Genomic DNA, 24,779 nt, shown 5'->3' with positions numbered 1-24,779 from the left:
ATAAAAAACACTGTGAGTGAAACTCACAGTGTTAGCATTAATCATTTTTAATGGAATACCATACCCCCATCGACAACTATTGTTTGTCCAGTGATATAATTTGAATCATCTCCCGCTAAGAAGCCTACTGCATTAGCAACATCTTCTGGTTCAGACAAGCGTTTCAAAGTGATATCTTTGGCAAACTGCTCCATACCCCATTCATCATCTTTGCCTGCATTCTTACCAACTTCATGGGCAATATCAAACATCATAGGTGTTTTAACAATACCTGGTGCGTAAGCATTGACTGTGATTCCTTCTGATGCTAAATCTTTTGCCAAAGTCTGTGTAATACCACGAACTGCAAATTTTGTACCACCATAAACAGTCAAATTAGGATTCCCTTCACATCCTGCTTGTGAAGTTGCATTTATAATTTTTCCGCCATGACCTAATTCTCTAAAATGTTTCTGAGCTGCTTGGCTTCCCCAAATAGTTCCTCCGACATTGATTGCAAAAGCCTTTTCAAACTGCTCTTCAGTAATAGTGTCAAGAGGAGTTGTTGGGGCAACACCTGCATTGTTAACAACAACATTCAAATCACCAAAAGTATCTACAACTTTTTGGAAAGCATCAAAAACTTGATCACGTTTTGAAACATCTGCTACAACTGCAACAGCATCCTCAGGTGATAGTTTATCAACCGCAGCCTGAGCAGTCTCTTCATTATAGTCTAAAACGCCTATTTTAAAGCCGTCTGCATGAAGACGTTTCGCAATAGCAAATCCAATTCCTTGACCAGCACCAGTAACAATAGCAACTTTTGACATATCTTCCACCTCATATTCTTTAGTCAACCAATTAGGTTGCTCTCAAAAAGTCAGTGTTCTTAAACTAAGTTCAGCTTTAGGCTTGGCTTATTGATTACTTTTATGATACACCTTTATGAAAACGGTGTCAAGAAATTGCTGTGAGATCCCATATTTTCTGAAACTAGTTGCCATTTATTTTCCGCCACTCTTTTTTTAACAAAGTCTTGATTTTTTGGTACACTATCATTATGAAAATCTATAAAACAATAAACCACATTGCTGGTGAAAATACTTATTACCTCGTTAATGATCAAGCTGTTATCCTCATTGATCCAGGGAGCAATGGCCAAGAAATTATTGCTAAAATTAAATCCTTTGAAAAACCTTTAGTGGCTATCCTCTTAACTCATACTCACTATGATCATATTTTTAGTTTAGATTTGGTCAGAGATACTTTTGATAATCCACCTGTTTATGTTTCAGAAAAAGAAGCCGCTTGGCTATCTTCCCCAGATGATAATTTATCTGGGTTAGGCCGTCATGATGATATCATTAATGTTATAGCAAGACCGGCAGAGAACTTTTTTAAATTAAAGCAACCCTATCAACTAAATGGTTTTGAATTCACAGTTTTACCAACACCTGGTCATTCTTGGGGAGGAGTCTCGTTTGTTTTCCACTCAGATGAATTAGTCGTTACTGGCGATGCTCTATTTCGTGAAACTATCGGTCGTACTGACTTACCTACCAGTAACTTTGAGGACCTCATTACTGGTATTCGTCAAGAACTATTCACCTTACCTAGTCATTATAGTGTTCACCCAGGCCATGGCATGAATACAACTATTGGCCACGAAAAAAACTTTAATCCTTTCTTCCAATGAACATAAAACGTCACTCTATTTTTCTTTGGTTAACAACAAGTATCCTTGCTATTTTAATGGCCGTCGGGATGACCATTTACTTCAATACTTACCAAGCCTCCCCATTAGCTAGGAGAATTGCTAAAACCGCTACAAACCATAAGAACTACCTTCTTTTTAGAAGCAAGGGTAAGGTAAAAGCAAATATTATTTTCTATCAAGGGGCTCTTGTGGAAGAAGAAGCTTATTCTCAACTTGCTAGAGATTTAGCTGACAAAGGGGATAATACCTATATTTTGAAGACACCTTTAAATTTGCCAGTTTTATCGCCTCATAAAGCTAAAACAATTATTAATCAGAACCACTTAACTAATGTTTACCTTGCTGGACATTCTTTAGGAGGAGTTGTTGCTAGCCAAAATGCCAAAGTAGCCCCTGTTAGAGGGCTCATATTATTAGCTTCCTACCCTTCACGTAAATCCGACCTATCTCATAAAAAGTTAAGAGTACTCTCCATTACAGCAAGTAATGATCATATTTTAAACTGGGAAAAATATGAGGAAGCTAAAAAACGCCTCCCAAATTCAAGTACTTTTCGAACTATTGTCGGAGGAAACCATAGCCGATTTGGTAACTACGGACATCAAAAAGGGGATGGTAAAGCTACCCTTTCTCACAAATCATCTGAAAAACAATTGGCTACGTTTATTTCGAATTTTATCCACTAACATGATATCTACAATTAATAAAAAGAGATGAAATAGATTTCATCTCTTTTTATTAAATCTTAAGGTAACGTCTCATTGATAGGACAGACCCAAGTGAGCCAATAATAATACCAATAATCACCATACCACCAATAATTGCTGGAACCATAATATCCATAGGATACAATGAAACATGGCTTGTCTCAAATTTTGGATTAAACTTGTTAAACACAAATTGATAACCAAAATAGAAAATCAGCGATGGAACGATAGCCCCTAAAATCCCTACCCAAGCACCTTCAAAAAAGAACGGTCCTCGAATATAAGAATTTTTAGCGCCAACTAATCTCATGATTTCAATATCTGTACGGCGTGACATAATCGACATACGAATAGTATTTGAAATCAAAAAGATAGCAAGGACAATTAATAAGGCAACACCACCAAATCCCCATATACGGATGTTATCTGTGAGATTAGATAGTTTTGTTGAATCAATAGGTTCTTTAGTATAATCAACACCTTCAATGCGTCCAATTGCTTCACTGACACTCTTAGAAACTTTTGCAGAACTTGTCCCAACTACGTAAACATCTAACAAAGCATCTTTATAGGTATCATCAATAACATCTGAACCATACTCTTTTTGAACTTCTTTTAATTGTTCAGCTTTACTTGAATAAGTGACTTTCTCTACACCAGAAATACGTTTAATTTTGTCGTAAACTTTATGATAATCAGGATTATCTTTTAGCTTTCCGTCCTTATCTTTGACTTGTTTTTGAGCATCCGTTGAGTCAACATTTAAAAAGGCACTGATAGTAAAATTACCTGAAACATCAGTTGTTAACTTTTCAACATTCAGTAAAACTGATGAAAACAAGCCTACAAGAAGTAAGGTTATGGTAACTGATGTTACAGAAGCAAAAGTCATCCAAAAGTTACGTTTCAAGTTTTTAAGCGATTCCCAGAAATGTCTAAAGAAATTAATCATGATAACCATATTCTCCCTTCTCTTCATCTCGGATAACGCTACCTGCTTCAATCTCAATGACACGATGACGAAGTGTGTTAACAATTTGACTATTGTGTGTTGCCATCAAAACAGTCGTTCCTTGAAGGTTAATACGTTCCAATAGATGCATGATTTCCCAAGCAATTTCTGGATCCAAATTACCAGTAGGTTCATCTGCAATTAATAATTTTGGATTATTAACAATCGCACGTGCAATTGCCACACGTTGTTGTTCTCCACCAGATAACTGTGTTGGAAAAGAACGCATCTTGTGTTTTAAACCTACTAATTCTAGAACTTCTGGCACGCGTTTTTTAATATGACGGCGCTTAGCTCCAATAACTTGCATCGCAAACGCAACATTCTCATAAACTGTTTTTGTTGGTAGTAATTTATAATCTTGGAAGACAACTCCAATACTACGACGTAAAATAGGAATTTGACGACGTTTGAGTTTATTGAGATTGAATTCCCCTACCTTTAATCTACCTGAACTTAATTTTTCTTCACGGTATAGGAGGCGAATCAAGCTAGATTTACCAGCACCTGACGGACCAACTAAATACACAAACTCACCTTGCTGAATTGATAAATTTAAGTTTCTCAAGGCAGTTGTTGAACGGCGATACTTTTTAGTAACACCAGACATTTCTATTAGTGCCATGTTTCTCCTTCATTATTTTTAGTCTTCAATGCGCCACTTAAGGTAGGCATCAATAAAGCCATTGATTTCTCCATCCATAACCTTATCTACCTGAGCAAGCTCAAAGTTAGTACGATGATCCTTCACCATCGTATAAGGGGTGAAAACATAAGAACGAATCTGACTTCCCCAAGTGATTTCTTTTTTATCACCCTTAAGAGCATCTACTTCTTGTGCTTTCTTTTCTTGTTCTAACTGATATAGCTTAGCCTGCAACATCTTCATAGCGCGATCGCGGTTCCCATATTGAGTACGGTCAACGGTAGACGATACCACAATTCCAGTTGGAATATGCGTCAAACGAACACCTGTTGATACTTTATTGACGTTCTGACCACCAGCTCCTCCGGAACGGAAAGTATCCATTTTAATGTCATCATCACGTACTTCTACTTCAATCGTATCATCTAACTCTGGCATCACTTCAACTGAAGCAAATGAGGTATGACGACGTTTAGCCGAATCAAAAGGTGATATACGAACGAGGCGATGAACTCCCATTTCTGATTTCAACAAACCATAAGCATTGGGGCCTTCAAAAGAGAGGGTAACCGATTTAATACCAGCTTCATCCCCTGCTTGATAATCTAATACTTCTACTTTGAAACCATTAGCATTGCCAAAACGGGTATACATTCGTAAGAGTAAATCTCCCCAATCTTGCGCTTCAGTTCCTCCTGAACCAGGATGGATTTCTAAGATAGCATTATTGTGGTCATAAGGCTCAGATAAGAGAAGCGTCATTTCATAAGCACCCATTATCTTATCTAGCTGCATTAGATTTTCTTCTAATTCTTCTTTCAAAGAATCATCTTCGTCAAGCATCTCAAGTAAGAGTTCTGTTTCGTCAGATAATTCTTGCATATTATGGAAAGTATCATACTTACCTTTTAACTCATTCAGTTCTTGAGATGTCTTTTGCGCTGCAATATTGTCATTCCAAAAGTCTGGCTCAGTCATTTGATTTTCAAGAAGAGCAATCTCCTCTTCCAAACGATCTAAGTCAAAGAGACCTCCTGAAGCTAGTCAACTTCTCTTTATTTTCTACTATTTTTTGGCGAATTTCAGCCACTTCCATGAGATTTCTCCAATCTTTGTTAATCTGTTTTATTTTATCATAAGGTTCTTAAAAATACCATAAAAGGCTTAAAATTGCCATTTATGACGGATTAATTCCAACTCTTTTCGGCTATCTTCATCTTTTAAGGTTAAATTACTCATAAACTCCAGTATCTCATCGTTTGGTTTTTTGACAATTTCTCCCAATGCCCATATAGCTGTTGCAGTATGAATAGGGTTATTATTTTTATCAATAATCTCTATTAATTTGACCACTGCGGTTTTATCATGAGCATTTGCTAGCGCAATAATGGCATTACGCTGTAAAATATTTTTACCTCGCCAACTTCCAGCAATCATACCAAATTTTTCTTTAAATTGTCCATTTGATAAACTCAAAAATGGTATTAATTCTGGTTGAGCCAACTCAGGATCAATCTCTGTCGCCAATGGATTATTTATACCTTTGTTATAAGGACAGCAAATTTGGCAAATATCACAACCATAGATAACTGTTTTAATCTTTTTTCGAAACTCTATGTCCATCATTCCCTTATCTTGGGTTTGAAATGATAGACAACGCTTGGCATTCATTGAGCCATCACCAATTAAACAAGAAGTTGGACAGGCATCTAGACAACGACGACAGTCACCACAATCATAATCGACAGGCTTGTCTGGCTCGATCTCTAAATTGGTAATTAATTCTCCCAAAAACATATAAGAGCCATATTCTTTAGAAATAACTAGACCATTTTTTCCTATAAAACCAATACCTGCTCTTTGGGCAACTGCAGTATCAACTAAAGCTCCAGTATCGACCATTGCTTTTTGTTGCAAAGGAAAATCTCGACAGAGCTCTTCAATGCCTTTTGATAGTCTGTCTAACTTTTCGCCGACCACATAATGATAATCAAGCCCCCACGAATTAGGTGTAATTTTTCCTCGTTTATAAGATGTTTTTTGAGGTTGCTGAGGAAGTTTGTGAGGATAAGCAACGCCAATTGAAATAATCGTTTTAGCCGATTCTGAAAGCCTTTCAGGGTAGATACGATCCTCTATGACTTTATGTTCAAATCCTGAATTGCGCCCCTCTTCCACAGAAGCACGCAATGACTTTTCCAAATAATCAAAGTTATCTGCCGTCGTAAAACCAATTTTAGAGATACCAATTTCTTTTGCTAATTTTTGAATTTCTGCCTTTATGTCCATAATATTATTTTAAGTCAATTTAATAAAAGAGACAAGGTAAGAAACTGAAAAATTAAATCCTACATATCAATTAGTAAATTACTTAAACACTAGTCATCATATTCCTGAAAATGACGATAAAGGTGATCTAAGTCTTTAATCTCTTTGGTTAACTTTTGTCCAATAGTTGTATCTTTTACAAGAATCCTATCCTTGGCTTCTTCTACTAATCGCTTCGTATCAATGATATAGTTGGTTCCACTTAAAACTTCCTCAATGGATGTAAAAGGAAGGTGTGAAATTAATTGTATCCCATAGCTATTATAAATCAAAGTGTAGCCAGCTAAACCTGTATTTTTCTGATAACCTTTGGCAAAGCCACCATCAATTACTAACATCTTACCATTTGCTTTTATCGGTTGCTCACCATTTTTTTCTTTGACTGGCGTATGACCATTGACAATATGCCCAAACTTAGGCAAATCAAACTCTTGTAAAAGAGCAGTGCAAATATCATCTTTATCTCTCAGTTTAAAGTAGGGATTTTTTCTTTCTTGATGAGTTACTTTGTCGGAAACATAATAGCGCTCAAAAGTAGTCATGGCATTCTTACCAAAAAGAGAAGAATTTTCACCACACCAAAGATACCAAATGATATCTGTCGCCAAATCATCATGTTTCTCTGGTCTAGCATATGCTAGACGTATTTGACTTTCAAATAAATCCAGTAAATCCCTACCACCATAAGTTTTTCCTGCAATTTTAAAGCTTTTAAAATCACCATTACTATGCATTGGTATGCAACCATGGAATAAAAGATTATCATTATATGTTAAATACATACTTCCTTTTTCAAATAGGAAATCAATATGTTTCTTTAAACTTTCAGAAGTCTGGAAGGCTATCATCAATTGTTGTAAAAGCTCTTCTTCCTCACTTGTTAATCGACTGGGATTTTTCGAATCAATGCATCTACTATTAAAATCTTTAAGTTGATGCACAACTTCCTTAATAGATATACTTAAATCTTTATAATTTACCTGGTTAATAAGTTGCCGATTATGCATTTGAAATTCTGGACGCCTGTCAATCAATTGGGCTTCCAATTTAAACTGTAAAATTGCTGTTGCTTGTTGTATCATATTTAACAAGTCTAGTTCATCTGGATGAGTCATTTCCTCTCCATCTAATATAGGAACGAAAGAAGGTAGAGGTTCATAGTAACGGCGTGAGTAATCAACCAAGCGACGCAAATTGATACCATATCGGTCTTCAATTAAAGTAATATTATTATAACGTGCAGCAATACGGATAACATTTACCATACAAAGGTAAGAACCAGATGCTGCTCCCATCCAAGTGACATCATGGTTCCCCCATTGGATATCCAAATTTGGAAAAGCCATTAACCTATTCAAGATACGATCAGGATACCTACCACGATCGTAAATATCCCCTACAACATGTAAATGGTCAATAATCAAAACTTGAATTGTTTGGGACAATACTATAATTAAATCTTCTACTTGGTCTAATTCAAATAATTTTTCAATAATAGTATCAAAATAGCTTTTCTTCTCTGGGTTACGGTCAATCTCAGCTAAAAGTTCTTCGATAATGTAAGCAAACTTACCTGACAATTGCTTACGTACTTTAGATTTTGTATATTTACTAGAAAAATATTTTAAAACTTGTATTTGTAACGGAATCATTTCCCATAACTTCGTTTTATAAGCACTTGCTGACAAGTTCATTTTATCGAAGGCTAATTTTTCCTTTGGGTAATAAAGCAGTATACAAAAATCATCTAAATCAACAGCAACTATTTTCTGCCAATCAAAACAGTCTAATAATTTAGCTCTAATAGACCCTGCACCTGTCCGTAAGAGATAATCAACAGCATCGTATTCCCCGTGTAAATCACTAATAAAATACTCCGTCCCTTTGGGTAATTGACAAATAGCTTCTAAATTGATCATTTCTGTTACGATATCTTCTTTTCGAGGAAATTTTTCTTTCAAGAGCTTATAAAAATTAGACATGAGACCTCCTTAAGGCACCTTAAATATAAAACTTCTAAACACACTTATGAAAGCGCATTCTACAATGACATATCTATTATAGAATGACTCTAAAACTATTTCAAAAATTTACTGTTTAACTCTTTGAACTACAATATGGTACAATACCCTTATGACCAAACTTGCTATCATGAGTGATTTACATATTGACCTCAATCATTTTTCTACCTTTGAGACGAAAACGTTAATTAATTTGCTTAAGAAAGAAAAAATTGATCACCTCCATATCGCTGGAGATATATCTAATCATTTTACTAAAGATACACTTCCCTTTATCAATAACTTAAAAAAGCATATTAAACTTAGCTATAATTTAGGAAACCATGATATGCTTGATTTAACAGAAACAGAAATCCAACGTCTTGACTTTCAAACCTATCGATTTGACAAAAAAATGCTACTAGCTTTTCATGGCTGGTATGATTACAGCTTTTCAAATAATAGAGACATCAAGGATGTTGAAAAATTAAAAAAGACTTTTTGGTTTGATAGACGTTTAAAACGTCCAAATAATGATGTAACTATCCAAGCATCAATTTTAAAACGCTTAGACGAAATATTAGCAAAAGTCGATTCTTCAAATATCATTATTGCTATGCACTTTGTTCCCCATAAACAATTCACGATGACTCATCCTAGATTCTCTCCTTTTAATGCTTTTTTGGGGAGTCAGGCTTATCATGATTTATTCCAAAAATATCATATCAAAGATGTTGTTTTTGGTCATGCACACCGCTCATTTGGCGACGTTAAAATTGGAGAGACTACTTATCATTCTAGACCACTTGGATATATTAGAGAATGGAATTTAACTATTGACTTTGTCAATCAGAATCCCAATCATAACCCTAATTTAACCTGGAATCTTAGCAAAAGGTATAATGCCGTTAAGCATTTGGATAGTTTTGAAAACTATCGAAAAAAATATTTTGAAGACGAATTACGCAACTCTATGACAATATTTGATTGCTAAAAAACTCACTTAGATATTCTAAGTGAGTTTTTTTATCAGCTAAACTAAATAGCTTTTTCGTCTTGTCCTAATTTACGTTGGATAAATTTAACAATTTCCGTTAACACTACCATCAATAAACTTCCGATAACTACAGTTAACCATTGTGTTGAACTTAAATGAGTTACATGGAAAAGTTTATTAAATCCAGGAACAACAATAGTCACCATCAAAAGAATGAAAGCTACTGGAATAGACCAGTTAAAGGTTCTATTTTTAAAAGCTCCAACTGTAAAGATTGATTGGTAAACTGACTTAACGTTAAATGCATGTACCAATTGGATTAAACCAAGCGTTGCAAAGGCCATCGTAAGGGCATCTGCGTGAATCATGCGATAACCAGCATGTTCTGGATACATCAATGCCCAACCATAGACACCAAGTACTAAGATAGTTTGTAAAATACCTTGATAGATAATAGCTCCCATAACACCACCATCAAAGAAGTTTGACTGGCGACCACGAGGTTTATGTGTCATAACTCCTGGTTCAGCTGGCTCAACTCCAAGAGCGATGGCTGGAAGAGTATCTGTTACCAAGTTAATCCAAAGAAGGTGAACCGGTGCAAGTACATCCCATCCTAATAAAGTTGCAAAGAAAATTGTAAATACCTCTGCCATGTTGGCTGAAAGAAGATACTGAATAGATTTTTGGATATTTGAGAAGACTTTACGTCCTTCCTCAACAGCCACAATAATAGTTGCAAAATTATCATCAGCAAGGACCATATCAGAAGCACCTTTGGAAACTTCCGTACCAGTTATTCCCATACCAATACCAATATCTGCTGTTTTTAGCGATGGAGCATCATTAACACCATCACCAGTCATGGCAACGACTTTGCCATCGTTTTGCCAAGCTTTCACGATACGCACTTTATGTTCAGGAGAAACACGTGCATAGACAGAATATTGTTTAAATACTTTTTGAAACTCTTCATCACTTAATTCATTAAGTTCAGCACCCGTAAAGACATGATCTTCTGTGTCATTTGCATCAATAATACCTAGACGCTTTGCAATAGCTTCTGCAGTATCTTGATGGTCCCCGGTAATCATAATCGGACGAATTCCTGCTTCTTTAGCAACTCGAACAGCTTCTGCCGCTTCTGGACGCTCAGGGTCAATCATTCCCACTAAACCTGAGAATACTAAATCTGACTCAACAATATCAGTCTCTAAAGTTGGAATTTGTGTTTCATATTTATAAGCCATCATCAAGACACGAAGAGCTTGTTTTGCGAGTTCTTTATTGGTATTTAGGATAGCCTCTTTATCTTCAGCCGTGATATCACGAACCAAGCCATTATCTTCAATTTTAGTAACTCGTTTTAATAATTGATCAGGAGCACCCTTGACTGCGATAAAGTAGCGACCATCTGATTCTTTATGAATCGTAGACATTAACTTACGATCTGAATCAAATGGTAACTCAGCTACACGTGGTTCATTTTTCAAAACTTCACGGACATCAAAATTCTTATCTAAACCAAATTGTACCAGTGCAGTCTCTGTTGGGTCACCAATTAATTTTCCTGAAGGATCAATCTTAGTATCGTTGGAGAAATTCATAATACGTAAAGTGTTATTATCAACTGAAATTTCTTCCGAAGATGATTGGAGAACACCATTAGTATACACTTTTTCGACAGTCATTTGATTCATTGTCAGAGTTCCAGTCTTATCTGATGCAATGATTTCTGTAGAACCTAAAGTTTCAACTGCAGGGAGTTTACGAACGATAGAATTGCGTTTAGCAAGAGTTTTTGTTCCCATTGATAAGACAATCGTAACAATTGCAGGAAGCCCTTCTGGAATAGCTGCAACTGCTAAAGCAACTGAAGTCATCAATCCTTCAATCCAACCTTCTTTACGGACAAATATCCCCACTAAGAAAGTAATAACCGCAATAATCACGATTAAGTAAGTCAATAATTTAGAAAGTTGAACTAAACTTTGTTTCAATGGTGTTTCAGATTCATCAGCATTTGCCAACATGTCCGCAATTTTACCAACTTCAGTATACATCCCTGTGTTAGTAACAACACCATATCCTCGACCATACGTGACATTTGAATTTTGATACGCCATATTCACACGGTCACCAATACCTGCATCCTCTGCTACTACTTGAGATATGTCTTTCTCAACAGGTACTGACTCACCAGTTAGAGCTGCTTCTTCAATTTTTAGAGACGCGGCTTCTAAAAGTCGTAAATCTGCGGGAACAACATCTCCTGCTTCTAACATAACGAGGTCACCAGAAACTAGTTCTTTAGAATCCACCTCAATAGTATGACCATCACGACGAACACGCGCAATTGGGCTTGACATATCTTTGAGGGCTTCAATAGCTGCTTCGGCTTGCCCCTCTTGATAAACACCAAAAGCTGCATTTAAGATAACAACCGCCAAGATAATCAATGCATCCGTTAAGCCATGCATACCTTCCGTAATAACAGAGAGAGCTGCAGCAACCAGTAAGATAATAATCATTAAATCTTTGAATTGGTCAAAAAACTTAGCTATTAGACTACGTTTTTTCCCTTCTTCAAGCTCATTGCGACCATACATCTCTAAGCGATTTTTCGCTTCTGTCGTTGATAATCCTTCACGAGAAGATTCTAAAGACGTTAGAACCTCTTCTTGACCTTGTGTGTAAAACAAGGATTTTTTCTGTTCTTTTAACAAAACCTTTCCTCCTTTGGTCTCTCCACAAACAAAAAGAGACCTGTTTTTATGAAAACAAGTCTCGCTGTTTAAGACAACGCCGGAAATTTCTTTCGTAATGACGACATTGCCACGGTAAACCGTCTGCTACTCCCTTGATATGTTAATCATTGTAACAGAAAAAAATCCATTTTTCAATTAATTATCCTTGCTATCACTAATAATCTCAAGGGAAAAAACGAAGTTCATCTAGTCGAAATAAACCACACTGCAGTTTATCAAATAAATGGCTCTCATAAAGAGATCCCAGCGTCTTCAGTAAACGAAATTCATAACGACTACTCTTTTGTTAATGGTAGTTATCTTAATACCATTGAATCCTTAATTCATAATTTGCAAAACAGTCTCCTGTCTCCGTTTGCTTAAGGACATAATTGATATGCAACCTTTGCTGTGACAAATCAAACTGATAGTGACTTGTCTCTGTAATCAAATGTTGAACACCAAGTGGAGTGGGGATATTAACCAAAGCAGGCGTTTCACGATGAAAACGCATTACAGACTTAGGATTTGAAAACCTCGTCATAAGCAATTCCTCATGATTTGCCTTAATAACTACCCTCTCGCCCTCAGCATTAATATAATTCAAATAAACGTAACTTCCTTTTTCAATAAATTGACAATCGTGAATCTCATGAATCATTTCGGTTTCGTTGTCAATTTGAATGTTATTGTTAATTTCTAGTTTCATGACTTCTCTCACTTCTTTTATCCTTCTATTCTACCAATTTCTGACTCAAGTTTCAATTTTTGCTATAATATATATATGAATGAAAAAGTATTTCGTGACCCCGTTCACACTTATATCCATGTAAATAATCAAGTCATATATGACTTGATTAACACTAAAGAATTTCAACGTTTACGACGCATTAAACAAACCTCAACGACTTCTTTTACCTTCCATGGTGCAGAGCATAGTCGTTTTTCACATTGTCTCGGAGTTTATGAACTGGCTCGTAAAGTTACAGAAATCTTTGATGAACATTATTCTGATCTTTGGAATAAAAATGAGTCCCTGCTAACGATGGCTGCCGCCCTACTACATGATATCGGACATGGCGCATATTCTCATACATTTGAGCGTCTCTTCAATACTGATCATGAAGCTTACACTCAGGAAATCATCACCAATCCTACCACAGAGATTAATGCTATTTTACGAAAGGTGGCTCCTGATTTTCCTGATAAAGTAGCTAGTGTTATTAATCATAGCTACCCCAATAAACAAGTTGTTCAATTAATTTCTAGTCAAATTGATTGTGATCGAATGGACTATCTTCTCAGAGATTCTTACTACACTGCTGCTAGCTATGGACAATTTGATTTAACACGAATTTTACGCGTTATTAGACCAACCGATTCTGGAATTGCTTTTGCTCGTAACGGGATGCACGCTGTGGAAGATTATATTGTTAGTCGCTTCCAAATGTATATGCAAGTTTATTTCCATCCAGCCAGTCGTGCTATGGAATTACTCTTACAAAATTTACTAAAACGTGCTCGCTTCTTATTTGATACCCATCGCGATTTTTTTGAACAAACTTCTCCAAATCTTATTCCTTTCTTCACGGATCAATATGATTTACAAGATTATTTAGCCCTAGATGATGGGGTAATGAATACTTACTTCCAATCTTGGATGCAAGCTGATGATAACATTTTGGCAGATTTAGCTAATCGTTTTATCAATCGAAAAGTCTTTAAATCAATTACCTTTGAAGAGTCTGATAAAGAAAATCTAGTTAAAATGAAAGAACTAGTCTCACAGGTTGGTTTTGATCCCGATTATTACACTGGTGTCCATGCTAATTTTGACTTACCTTACGATGTTTATCGGCCTGAACATTCAAATCCACGAACAGAAATTCAAATTATCCAAAAGAATGGACAACTTGCTGAATTATCAAGCTTATCACCGATTGTAAAAGCATTAACTGGATCTAATTATGGTGATCAACGTTTTTATTTTCCAAAAGAAATGTTGACATTAGATAGCCTATTTTCAAGTACAAAAGAAGAATTTCAATCTTATATCACAAATGAGCATTTGACACTCACGAAAGATAATAGCCATTCATGACAAACCCTTTATTTTTTAGTAAGATATAAGGTGAGTATTTTAGGATATTGAATAAAGAGTGGGAGATAAAATGACTTCAATTAAACTTGTTGCCGTAGATATTGACGGCACCCTATTAAATAGTAAGCGTGAAATTACACCTGAAGTGGCTAAAGCTGTTCAAGAAGCAAAATCAAAAGGCGTTAAAATTGTTATTGCTACAGGACGTCCAATCATCGGAGTCCAAGATCTTTTAGAAGAATTGAAACTCAATGAAGAGGGAGATTATGTTATCACCTTTAACGGCGGTCTAGTTCAAGACACAGCCACAGGAGATGACATCATCAAAGAAACCTTAACCTATGAAGACTATCTGGATTTCGAACTGTTAGCGCGTAAATTAGGCGTCCACATGCACGCCATTACAAAAGAAGGAATTTACACAGCAAATCGTGATATTGGTAAATATACAATACACGAAGTAACTTTAGTTAATATGCCGCTCTTCTATCGTACTCCTGAAGAAATGGGAGACAAAGAAATCATTAAACTAATGATGATTGATCAACCTGACATCTTAGATGCAGCAATTGCTAAAATTCCAAAAAAAGTTCTCGATAACTACACTATTGTAAAATCAACTCCTTTTTATTTAGAAATTTTACCCAAAAACGTTAATAAAGGCACTGCACTTCTCCACCTTGCAGAGAAAATGGGATTAACTGTAGATCAAACAATGGCTATTGGTGATGAAGAAAATGACCGTGCTATGCTTGAAGTTGTTGGAAATCCTGTTGTTATGCAAAACGGCAATCCTGAACTAAAAAAAATAGCAAAATATATCACCAAATCAAACGAGGAAAGTGGCGTAGCCTACGCACTACGTGAATGGGTAATAAACTGATGTATCATGTTACCGTTGGAATATCCGAAAAAGAATATGATGCCTTTGCTATTGCATCGTCTCAAACCAATCTCCTCCACTCTTCAAAGTGGGCACAAGTAAAATCAAATTGGCAAAATGAACGTTTAGGCTTTTATAAAGATGACCAATTAGTTGCTGTAGCTAGCATCTTAATTAAATCATTACCACTTGGTTTTACAATGCTTTATATTCCACGTGGACCTATTATGGACTACAGCAATAAAGAATTAGTTAACTTTGTGTTAAAAACACTAAAAAACTTTGGACGAAAGAAACGTGCTGTTTTTGCAAAATTCGATCCAGCACTTCTTCTACGTCAATATCACCTTAAAGAAGAGAATGTCGCCGAAGAGATAGATGAAAGTAGACAGGCAATTGATAATCTTAAGTCAGCAGGTGCCCAATGGATAGGTCCAACGAAAGCCATTTCCGAAACCATCCAACCTCGTTTTCAAGCGAATATCTATACCAAAGCAAATATAGAAGAAAACTTTCCAAAACACACTAAACGTCTGATAAAAGATGCAAAGCATCGCGGTGTTCAAATTTATCGTGCCAACATTGATGATTTACCTAAATTCGCCACGGTTGTAGCATTAACCGAGAATCGTAAAGGTGTAGCTTTACGTAATGAAAACTATTTCCATCAACTAATGACAATTTATGGAGAAGATGCCTATCTCTATTTAGCTAAAGTCAATCTTCCTAAAAGATTAGCGCAATTTAAAGAACAACTTCTTCAAATCCAAAAAGATTTATCAGAAACTCCATCCCATCAAAAAAGTCGCCTGACAAGGCTAAATCAACAAGAAGCTTCTGTTAAACAATATATCCTTGAATTTCAGGAGTTTAGCAAGAAATATCCAGATGAGCCTGTCATTGCAGGAATTTTGTCCATTCGTTTTGGCAATGTCCTGGAGATGTTGTATGCTGGTATGGATGATAGCTTCCGTAAATTTTATCCACAGTATCTCTTGAATGCTAGGGTGTTCGAAGATGCTTTCAAAAACGATATTGTATCTGCTAATCTAGGCGGTGTCGAGGGAAGTCTTAACGATGGTTTAACAAAATTTAAAAGTAACTTCAATCCAATGTTTGAAGAATATATTGGCGAGTTTAATCTAGCAATCAATCCATTATTATATAAATTGGCCAACCTAGCCTATACTATTCGAAAAAAACAAAGACACTCTCACTAAGAAAGGAAACTCATGTATAGAGAAATTACCGCTGTCGAACACGATCGCTTTGTGAGCGAATCCAACCAAACAAACCTACTTCAATCTTCTAATTGGCCCAAAGTAAAAGACAACTGGGGTAGTCAATTACTTGGCTTTTTTGACGGTGAAACCCAAATTGCCAGCGCTAGTATTCTCATCAAATCACTTCCTCTTGGCTTCTCCATGCTATATATTCCGCGTGGACCAATCATGGATTACTCCAATCTAGATATTGTAACTAAGGTCCTTAAGGACCTTAAAGCTTTTGGCAAAAAACAAAGAGCTCTCTTTATCAAGTGTGATCCTCTCATCTATTTAAAAATGGTCAATGCCAAAGATTTTGAAAATTCGCCCGATGAAAAAGAAGGGTTAATCGCCATTGATCATTTACAGCGTGCAGGTGCTGATTGGACTGGTCGGACAACAGATTTAGCTCATACTATCCAACCACGTTTTCAGGCAAACCTATATGCTAATCAATTTGGACTTGATAAAATGTCTAAAAAAACTCGTCAAGCTATTCGAACTTCCAAAAATAAGGGAGTAGATATACAATTTGGTAGCCATGAACTACTTGAAGATTTTGCAGAGTTGATGAAAAAAACGGAAGACCGTAAAGGGATAAATCTTAGAGGAATTGACTACTACCAAAAACTCCTTGATACGTATCCTAATAACTCATACATCACAATGGCTTCGCTAGATGTTGCAAAACGATTAGAAAAAATAGAAAAAGAATGTCAGATAGCCCAATCTGAAAGAATAAAATCACTTGAACTTAATCGTGAGAAAAAAGTTAAACAACACCAAGGTACGATTGATCGATTAAATAAAGAAATTGATTTTCTCAAAGAAGCTCAAAAAGCCTATGACCGAGACATTATTCCATTGGCTGCAACCCTCACTCTAGAATTTGGTAATACATCAGAAAATATTTATGCTGGTATGGACGATTACTTTAAATCTTATTCTGCTCCTATTTACACTTGGTTTGAAACAGCTCAAAGGGCTTTTGAACGTGGAAATATTTGGCAAAATATGGGGGGGATTGAGAATGACTTATCTGGTGGTTTATATCATTTTAAGTCTAAGTTCGAACCAATCATTGAGGAATTTATTGGAGAATTTAACATTCCAGTGAACAGATTGCTTTATAAAGCCTCTAATTATGTCTATGCCTTACGCAAAAAACGTAATAGCTAGTTAGGAAAGGATACTTTTATGGCGCTTAAAGAATTAACAGCTAAAGAGTTCGAAAGTTATTCAGGAAATTACGATTTACAATCGTTTATGCAAACCCCTGAGATGGCAAAGCTTCTAAAAAAACGTGGGTATGACATTACCTACATGGGCTACCAAATCGATGGGAAAATGGAAATCATCAGTATTGTTTATACCATCCCAATGACTGGTGGACTTCATATGGAAGTCAATTCTGGTCCAGCCCATTCCAATTCTAAATATCTGAAACATTTTTATAAAGAACTACAGAACTATGCCAAATCTCAGGGCGCTTTAGAATTATTAATTAAACCTTATGATACCTACCAAGAGTTTACTGGTGAAGGTAAGCCTAAAGGTGCACCGAACACCTATCTTATTGATGACCTGACTAGTATAGGTTATCACCACGATGGGCTTCATATTGGTTATCCTGGCGGTGAACCTGATTGGCATTATGTTAAAAATCTAGAAGGTATCACTCCTCAAAATCTTCTTAAATCTTTCTCTAAAAAAGGACGCCCCTTGGTTAAAAAAGCCATGTCTTTTGGTATAAAAATACGTGTCCTCAAGCGGGAAGAACTACATATCTTTAAGGATATTACTTCTTCTACTTCTGATCGCCGGGACTATATGGATAAATCTCTAGATTATTATCAAGATTTTTATGATAGTTTCGGAGATAAGGCGGAATTTGTCATTGCAACTCTAAACTTTAGGGAATATGATCATAACCTACAATTAAATGCAAAGAAATTGGAAGAACAGATTACAGTCCTTGATAATCGCCATCAAAATAATACAGATTCTGCCAAATACCATCGTCAACGTACTGAGCTTGTCAATCAACTAGCTAGTTTAGATAAACGTCGCAAAGAAGTCGAACCTTTTATTCAAAAATTTGGAAATCAAGATGTTGTTTTAGCTGGTAGCCTCTTTATTTATAGCCCGAAAGAAACTGTCTATCTTTTCTCTGGCTCATACACAGAATTTAATAAATTTTATGCGCCTGCAGTTCTTCAAGAATATGTTATGCAAGAGGCTTTAAAGCGTCAATCAACTTTCTATAATTTTTTAGGTATTCAAGGAAATTTTGATGGTTCAGATGGCGTACTTCGCTTTAAACAGAATTTTAATGGTTACATTGTTCGTAAAATGGGTACTTTCCGCTACTATCCAAATCCATTAAAATATAAGAGTATTCAATTACTAAAGAAAATCTTACGCCGAACATAAAAAATAAGCTTACATAAGCTTATTTTTTATGCATTATAGAAAGCATCATTTATTTCTTTACTATTATTGTTTATACAAACAATAATGTTCGTTATTTAGCGAAATTTTATTACCATTATCATTATTTTCTTGCAGCTCTATTAATCAAGTGATAAAATAGTAAAAATTTATCTTCAGGAGGATATTATGGTATCGCTAAAAACGGAAATTGCTGGTTTTAGTTTTGACAATTGTTTGATGAATGCAGCGGGTATTTATTGTATGACTAAGGAAGAGTTATTAGCTATTGAAAATTCTGAAGCTGGTTCCTTTGTTACAAAAACAGGTACCCTTGAAGCTAGAGAGGGAAACCCTCAACCACGTTATGCAGATACTGACTGGGGATCAATTAATTCTATGGGACTCCCTAATAAAGGTATTGACTATTATCTTGATTTCGTGACTGAATTACAAGATCAAGACAATAGCAAAAATCACGTTTTATCATTAGTAGGTTTATCACCAGAAGAGACACATATTATTCTTAAAAAGGTTGAAAACAGTAGTTACAATGGCCTAATAGAGTTAAATTTATCGTGCCCAAATGTTCCTGGAAAACCTCAAATTGCTTATGATTTTGAAATGACTGACCTCATCCTTTCAGAAATCTTTAGCTATTATCAAAAGCCATTGGGCATCAAATTACCACCTTACTTTGATATCGTTCACTTTGATCAAGCAGCTACAATTTTTAACAAATATCCTTTAGCTTTTATTAACTGTGTTAATTCTATCGGAAATGGACTTGTTATTGATGATGAAACTGTCGTTATAAAGCCTAAAAATGGCTTTGGAGGTATCGGTGGGGATTTTATCAAGCCTACCGCCTTAGCTAACGTCCATGCTTTCTACAAACGTTTAAATCCTTCAATTAAAATTATCGGAACAGGTGGTGTTAAAAACGGCCGTGATGCCTTTGAACACATTCTATGTGGAGCTAGTATGGTCCAAATCGGAACCGCTTTACAAAAAGAAGGACCAGAAATTTTTCAGCGTGTAAGCAGAGAATTAAAAGAAATAATGGCTGATAAAGGCTATCAATCATTGGAGGATTTTCGAGGACAACTTAATTACCTTTAAAAATAATAAAAGAGCAAACCTTGTTTGCTCTTTTATATTGATTTTACCAATCTTTATCAAATTCACGTTCTTCACGTTCCTCGGGTGTTAAATCATCCTTTACAGGCTTTGTTATGATGTTTCCTTCATTATCTACTTTAGGTTTTATCGTATTCATATATAACTTTAACAGAGCTATCTTTATAATAGCGATAATAACAAAAGCAATAAGGATAATTAATAGTATAGCTTTTTCTGACATTCTCTTTCGCAACCTCTCTTTTAACTTATCTTTTAGGAATTATAACATCACAGTTAAGATAATTCAAGGGTATGCTCTAACACATTTGAAACTCTAAATTCCTTTAATCTCTCTAGTCATTTATTGAGTATTGGATATAAAAAAGAACCTTGTCGCTATCAATAAACATTGATATGACAAGGTTTTTCTAGACGAATTATTTAACAGCGTCTTTAAGAGCTTTACCAGCTTTAAATGCTGGAACTTTTGATGCTGCAATTTCGATTTCTGCACCAGTTTGTGGGTTACGACCTTTACGAGCTGCACGTTCACGAACTTCAAAGTTACCAAAACCGATTAATTGTACTTTTTCACCTTCAGCAAGGTAATCTGCTACAGCTGCAAAAACTGCATCTACTGCTGCTGCTGAATCTTTTTTAGTTAATTCTGTAGCTTCTGCTACTTTTGCAATTAAATCTTGTTTGTTAGCCATGTTAACAAATCCTCCAAATAAATTCTAAACTTATACAACATAAGTTTTAACAGATTATATGATATCTAAAAAAAGGCTTAAGGTCAAGTATTTAACGTCATTTTAGGGCTTTTTCTTAAAAATATCGAAACTAAAATTATCGTTTACTAAATCAATTGCAGTCGCTTTCAAATAAATACCTTCTTTATTTTTTAAATCTTGCAAATTAATATTAATAACCGATTTTTTAGGTTTTATATCTACAAAGTTTGGCAATTTATAAGATGATTTTATATATTGTAACACATCTTTTTCTGGAAGCGGAAGAGTTCCTACTGAAAATGAGGTCACTTTAAGTTGAACAGCGCCATTTGTTAAACGATAAGGTTCAAAATAGATGTATAAAGGCACTTCATAACCTAATAATTGATAAGAGCCTTCAAATAGTATAGAAGATGAAGCAGCATAAATCTTATAATTCATCTTCTTAGTTTGATATTGTTTTAAATAAAGTGCAATTGTCTTATTCAGTTGCGACTTATTGGTCGTAAAAGTACCTACTTTTACTTTATCTTGTACCCCAGTCGAAATTTTTCCTGTATTAGGCTCACGTACTTGAATTAAGCGACTTGCAATCACTGCTGTGAAGGAAAGGTTAATTGCCAACAATAAGAGAAATGCCCATTTCCAGAAATTTAAATTACGGCCAGTTTTTTCTTGTTTCATTTATTTTCTCCATAACGGCGTTAGACATGATTTGATAGCCAATATTATTGGGATGAAAATGGTCTCCAGTAAAGAGAGCATCATTAGTGATACTTGCCTGACTATTTGATGACTCTGTAATACCCTCTTTACCATTTATTCCCTTATAAAGGCGGTCATTAATTGGGACAAAATAAACATTTTCTGAAGCATCAACTACTTCTTTTGTAGCTTTATTCCAATTATCAATAACGGTTTGCATTTTAGTTAATTGTGGAAAGTTTAGGTAAAAAGGATTATAAATGCCTAAAACATAAATAGGCAATTTAGGATTATCTTGTCTTGCTTTTGCAAGGATTTCTTTCAAACGTTCCTTATATGCTTCTGCTGGTTTCTCAAAGGAATTTAGTGATAAATGACTGAGCTCTTTACGAATAACAGCCAAGACATCATTACCACCAACAGTTAGCGTCAATAAATCAGCTTTCTCTAAATCTTTTTCGATTTGAGGATCTGTCGTCATACGTTTTAAAATTTGTTGACTAGTATTCCCAGACACACCATAATTAACAGAAGTCACTTGGTAAGAGTATCGATTATGGAGTGATTCTGATAGCAGTGGAACAAAACCACCTTGAGAGGTTGTATCGCCCACACCTTCGGTCAGAGAATCTCCAAGAGCAACATAGTTAAGTGGGATAACTTTCTTTGTTAGGAAGTCTTTTTTTGTTAATTTAGGATTTGATTTTGGAATGATCAAGGAAAAAATCCCAAAAGATAAAAGAAGACTTACCAGAAAAAAAGAAAGTCCGGTAAGTATTTTTTTCTTATTCATAACGAACCATAACAGCAAATGCATCCTCACCAGTATGAGTTTGGATGATTGAGCCAGTTTCTAAAACGGATATAGGAGCACCTAGAACAGCTAGTTTTTCTCTAAAGTTATTAGCCATATCAGCTTTACCACAGTAGGAGATGCCAATTTCAGCAATTTTTCGTGTTTGGGCACTTTCAACAAAATTATCTAACCATTTGCTGAAGGTCTTTAGACCGCGACCTTTAACAATCGGTACTAATTCATGGTTTGTTAGCTCCATAATTACTTTTATATTAAGCAATGAACTTAGAAGACCCGTTACACGTCCAATACGACCACCTTTTACTAAATTTTCAAGGGTCGATACGCCAATAAATAATTCTGACTTCTGGCGTACTTCTTCCACACGAGCCAAGATGGTATCTAAATCAGCTCCCTCTTTAGCTAATTTCGCAGCTTCTACAACCTGGAATTTTTGACACTGGTCTGTAAAAGTAGAATCAATAACTGTAACATCTGCACCAGCAATATTAGCTCCCTGGCGTGATGCTTCAATAGTTCCTGATAGTGTATGCGTTAAATGAATTGCAATGATATGTTCCACACCTTCATTCATTAATTTTTCATAAATTTCTGCAAAAACACCTACAGGTGGTTGACTTGTTTTTGGCAATTCCTTACTTCCACGCATTAGGTTCAAGAATTCCCCTTGTGCTTTTAAGTCATTGTCTGAATACAAGGTACCATCTATCATAACTGACAAGGGAACAACTGTAATGTCAAGCTCTTTAATAAGTTCTGGTTCAATGGTAATGGAAGAATCCGTTACAATTTTGATTTTACTCATATCCTATCCTATTCTATACTTTAATATTTCAATACCCTTATTATAACAAAATTTAAGTGTATCAACATTAATTTCTCCTAACAATGTTAGCTTTTTAAAGACGTTACCAAAGTTAACTACCAAGTAATTCTTTAGCTTGAGTACGTGCAGTGTCTGTTACATTGTTTCCTGCCAACATTTTAGCGATTTCTTCTACACGTTCTTCATAGCTTAAAAGCCTTACCGTTGAAACTGTTGAAGAGTCACTGGAAATTTTTTCAATAAAATATTGGTAATCCGCTATTGCAATAACCTGAGCTAAATGAGAAATTGCTAAAACTTGTCCATGACTACCAATCTTGTGAATTTTTTGAGCGATAGCCTGGGCCACGCGACCAGAAACTCCTGTATCCACCTCATCAAATACAATGGAAGTTTTATCTTCCTTACGTGAAAAAGCAGATTTAATAGCTAACATCAATCGAGATAACTCTCCTCCTGAAGCCACTTTTACCAATGGCTTAAAGCCCTCTCCGGGATTCGTTGAAATATAAAATTCAACGATTTCGTTCCCTTCTTTATTAAATTTTCCTTTTGTAAATTGAACTTGGAAATCAGCTTTCTCCATATAAAGCTCTGTTAATTCTTGTTTGATTTCATTTTCCAATTGTTTAGCTAGCTTATGGCGCTCTAAACTTAATTGATTTGCTGATTCAATCAAATCGTGTTCTAAAATCTTTAATTCTTTTTCTAAAGCATCTGAGGACTCTTCACTACCTGTCAATAGACTATATTCTTTAGTAATGTTATCAAAATAGTCTAAAACATCATTCACATCACCGCCATATTTTCGCGTTATTGTGTTAATAACATCTAGTCTATTTTCAATTTCTTGTAGTAAACCAGCGTCAAAATCTAAATCATCGATAACGTCACCTAAACGTTTAGTAACTTCTTCAATAACGTAGTAAGCTTCTGAAAGATTGGTGGAAAGATCTTTATATTCTCGATCAAATTCTTCTAAAGCCATAAGGTCATTCATTGCAGAACGAACATTCGATAAACTTGAAAACTCTTCGTTATCTAACATAAGATATGCATTTGTCAAAGTATCTGCAATATTCTTATGATTCATTAATTTATCACGTTGCTTGAGTAGCGTTTGGTCTTCATCTGATTTAAGGGCTACAGACTCAATTTCTGCTATTTGAAATTCTAGCATTTCAATACGTGATTTATTCTCTTGTTCATTTTTTTGCTTATCCAATACGCGTTTACGAAGCTGACGATAAGCATCAAAAAGACTTTGATAACGTTCTTTTATGACATTAAATTCTGTATTACCAAATTCATCTAACATCAGAATGTGCATGTTAGGTTTCATTAGTTCCTCTTGGTCATGCTGACCATGAATGTCTACCAAATAATGCCCCACAGCTTTTAGTGTTGACAAATTCACCATTTGCCCATTAATTCGACTAACGCTGCGCCCATTTTGAAAGATTTCTCGGCGAATAATTAATTCATCTGCTAATTCAATGCCATTTTCTTCCAATAATTGGACTAATGATTGATTTTTTTCAACAGAGAAAAATCCTTCAATTTCTGCTTTGTTAGCACCATGGCGAATCACTTCAACGCTAGCACGGGATCCTAACATCATATTCATAGCATCAATAATGATAGATTTCCCTGCACCAGTCTCACCAGTTAAAACAGTCATTCCTGTTTCAAAATTAAGTGAAATTTCTTCGATAATAGCGAAATTCTTAATAGAAATTTCTAAAAGCATAAGGTCCTCT

The 24,779-nt window shown here is 35.2% G+C and carries 23 protein-coding genes; 9 read left to right on the top strand and 14 right to left on the bottom strand.

What is annotated here, in order from left to right; genetic code table 11:
• Nucleotides 1-47 precede the first annotated feature (47 nt).
• Nucleotides 48-812, bottom strand: a complete 765-nt coding sequence (locus tag EGX96_RS08125) for a (S)-acetoin forming diacetyl reductase (RefSeq protein WP_000048144.1) — start codon at nt 810-812, stop codon at nt 48-50.
• A 230-nt stretch (nt 813-1,042) separates the two neighbouring features.
• Between EGX96_RS08125 and EGX96_RS08120 the strand changes: the two genes are divergently transcribed.
• Both EGX96_RS08120 and EGX96_RS08115 read left to right on the top strand, forming a co-directional pair.
• The gene (locus EGX96_RS08120) at nt 1,043-1,678 is read left to right on the top strand and encodes an MBL fold metallo-hydrolase (protein ID WP_000708402.1); all 636 of its coding nucleotides are present in this window, start codon (nt 1,043-1,045) and stop codon (nt 1,676-1,678) included.
• Nucleotides 1,675-2,385 carry an alpha/beta hydrolase gene (locus EGX96_RS08115; protein ID WP_001022570.1) on the top strand — a complete coding sequence of 237 codons (711 nt, stop codon included), beginning with the start codon at nt 1,675-1,677 and terminating at the stop codon, nt 2,383-2,385. The genes EGX96_RS08120 and EGX96_RS08115 overlap by 4 nt, the downstream gene beginning before the upstream one ends.
• 52 nt (nt 2,386-2,437) lie before the next feature.
• Here the strand turns inward: EGX96_RS08115 and ftsX are convergent, their stop codons facing one another.
• The 5 genes from ftsX to EGX96_RS08090 form a co-directional block, all read right to left on the bottom strand.
• Nucleotides 2,438-3,367 carry a permease-like cell division protein FtsX gene (ftsX, locus tag EGX96_RS08110; protein WP_000236202.1) on the bottom strand — a complete coding sequence of 310 codons (930 nt, stop codon included), beginning with the start codon at nt 3,365-3,367 and terminating at the stop codon, nt 2,438-2,440.
• Nucleotides 3,351-4,043, bottom strand: a complete 693-nt coding sequence (gene ftsE / locus EGX96_RS08105) for a cell division ATP-binding protein FtsE (RefSeq protein WP_001173889.1) — start codon at nt 4,041-4,043, stop codon at nt 3,351-3,353. Before ftsE ends, ftsX begins: the two co-directional genes overlap by 17 nt.
• Before the next feature lie 18 nt (nt 4,044-4,061).
• Nucleotides 4,062-5,160, bottom strand: a protein-coding gene (prfB, locus tag EGX96_RS08100; RefSeq protein ID WP_011324939.1) for a peptide chain release factor 2 whose coding sequence is annotated in 2 segments (ribosomal slippage) — nt 4,062-5,087 and nt 5,089-5,160 — 1,098 coding nt in all. Because the reading frame shifts where the segments join, the coding sequence is not laid out codon by codon here.
• A 68-nt stretch (nt 5,161-5,228) separates the two neighbouring features.
• Nucleotides 5,229-6,353, bottom strand: coding sequence for a tRNA epoxyqueuosine(34) reductase QueG (gene queG / locus EGX96_RS08095; protein WP_000351639.1), 1,125 nt, complete (start codon nt 6,351-6,353; stop codon nt 5,229-5,231).
• An 89-nt stretch (nt 6,354-6,442) separates the two neighbouring features.
• A complete protein-coding gene (locus EGX96_RS08090) occupies nt 6,443-8,374 on the bottom strand; it encodes a fructose-1,6-bisphosphatase (protein WP_000064640.1) in 1,932 nt (643 codons plus the stop codon).
• A gap of 151 nt (nt 8,375-8,525) precedes the next feature.
• Here EGX96_RS08090 and EGX96_RS08085 point away from each other — a divergent pair, with 151 nt between their 5' ends.
• On the top strand, nt 8,526-9,386 hold the full coding sequence (locus tag EGX96_RS08085; protein WP_000163483.1) for a metallophosphoesterase: 861 nt from the start codon (nt 8,526-8,528) through the stop codon (nt 9,384-9,386).
• A gap of 44 nt (nt 9,387-9,430) precedes the next feature.
• Here EGX96_RS08085 and EGX96_RS08080 read toward each other — a convergent pair whose 3' ends face one another.
• The gene (locus EGX96_RS08080; RefSeq protein ID WP_123957837.1) at nt 9,431-12,115 is read right to left on the bottom strand and encodes a calcium-translocating P-type ATPase, PMCA-type; all 2,685 of its coding nucleotides are present in this window, start codon (nt 12,113-12,115) and stop codon (nt 9,431-9,433) included.
• 343 nt (nt 12,116-12,458) lie between these two features.
• Nucleotides 12,459-12,845, bottom strand: a complete 387-nt coding sequence (locus EGX96_RS08075) for a DUF1934 domain-containing protein (RefSeq protein ID WP_000764120.1) — start codon at nt 12,843-12,845, stop codon at nt 12,459-12,461.
• A 75-nt stretch (nt 12,846-12,920) separates the two neighbouring features.
• Here EGX96_RS08075 and EGX96_RS08070 point away from each other — a divergent pair, with 75 nt between their 5' ends.
• From EGX96_RS08070 to EGX96_RS08045, 6 genes are all read left to right on the top strand, one after another.
• A complete protein-coding gene (locus EGX96_RS08070) occupies nt 12,921-14,237 on the top strand; it encodes an HD domain-containing protein (protein WP_001003543.1) in 1,317 nt (438 codons plus the stop codon).
• Between the two features lie 70 nt (nt 14,238-14,307).
• Nucleotides 14,308-15,120, top strand: a complete 813-nt coding sequence (yidA, locus tag EGX96_RS08065) for a sugar-phosphatase (RefSeq protein WP_000200668.1) — start codon at nt 14,308-14,310, stop codon at nt 15,118-15,120.
• Entirely contained in the window at nt 15,120-16,340 is a 1,221-nt protein-coding gene (locus EGX96_RS08060) for an aminoacyltransferase (RefSeq protein ID WP_001865557.1), read from the top strand. Before yidA ends, EGX96_RS08060 begins: the two co-directional genes overlap by 1 nt.
• 12 nt (nt 16,341-16,352) lie before the next feature.
• The gene (locus EGX96_RS08055; protein WP_000285514.1) at nt 16,353-17,564 is read left to right on the top strand and encodes an aminoacyltransferase; all 1,212 of its coding nucleotides are present in this window, start codon (nt 16,353-16,355) and stop codon (nt 17,562-17,564) included.
• 18 nt (nt 17,565-17,582) lie between these two features.
• Complete coding sequence (locus EGX96_RS08050; RefSeq protein ID WP_001185391.1) at nt 17,583-18,818, top strand: aminoacyltransferase; 1,236 nt, start codon at nt 17,583-17,585, stop codon at nt 18,816-18,818.
• A 186-nt stretch (nt 18,819-19,004) separates the two neighbouring features.
• Nucleotides 19,005-19,937, top strand: coding sequence for a dihydroorotate oxidase (locus EGX96_RS08045; protein WP_000254063.1), 933 nt, complete (start codon nt 19,005-19,007; stop codon nt 19,935-19,937).
• 43 nt (nt 19,938-19,980) lie between these two features.
• On the opposite strand, the gene EGX96_RS08040 is transcribed toward EGX96_RS08045, so the two are convergent.
• The 6 genes from EGX96_RS08040 to recN form a co-directional block, all read right to left on the bottom strand.
• Nucleotides 19,981-20,178 (bottom strand): hypothetical protein, encoded by a 198-nt coding sequence (locus EGX96_RS08040; RefSeq protein ID WP_001290370.1) that lies wholly within the window; start codon nt 20,176-20,178, stop codon nt 19,981-19,983.
• Between the two features lie 196 nt (nt 20,179-20,374).
• Nucleotides 20,375-20,650: an HU family DNA-binding protein gene (locus tag EGX96_RS08035; RefSeq protein WP_001284634.1), complete on the bottom strand. Its 276-nt coding sequence runs from the start codon at nt 20,648-20,650 to the stop codon at nt 20,375-20,377.
• Between the two features lie 102 nt (nt 20,651-20,752).
• The gene (locus EGX96_RS08030; protein ID WP_000806954.1) at nt 20,753-21,355 is read right to left on the bottom strand and encodes a YpmS family protein; all 603 of its coding nucleotides are present in this window, start codon (nt 21,353-21,355) and stop codon (nt 20,753-20,755) included.
• Complete coding sequence (locus EGX96_RS08025; protein WP_001035227.1) at nt 21,330-22,169, bottom strand: SGNH/GDSL hydrolase family protein; 840 nt, start codon at nt 22,167-22,169, stop codon at nt 21,330-21,332. Before EGX96_RS08025 ends, EGX96_RS08030 begins: the two co-directional genes overlap by 26 nt.
• Nucleotides 22,162-22,998, bottom strand: a complete 837-nt coding sequence (locus EGX96_RS08020) for a DegV family protein (RefSeq protein ID WP_000034838.1) — start codon at nt 22,996-22,998, stop codon at nt 22,162-22,164. Before EGX96_RS08020 ends, EGX96_RS08025 begins: the two co-directional genes overlap by 8 nt.
• 112 nt (nt 22,999-23,110) lie before the next feature.
• The gene (recN, locus tag EGX96_RS08015) at nt 23,111-24,769 is read right to left on the bottom strand and encodes a DNA repair protein RecN (RefSeq protein ID WP_000923619.1); all 1,659 of its coding nucleotides are present in this window, start codon (nt 24,767-24,769) and stop codon (nt 23,111-23,113) included.
• Nucleotides 24,770-24,779: the final 10 nt, after the last annotated feature.

It is taken from the genome of Streptococcus sp. FDAARGOS_520 (genome assembly GCF_003812685.1).
Lineage (GTDB): Bacteria > Bacillota > Bacilli > Lactobacillales > Streptococcaceae > Streptococcus > Streptococcus agalactiae.
Note: the sequence above shows the minus strand (reverse complement) of the source record. Positions and strands in the feature narration are given on the sequence as shown.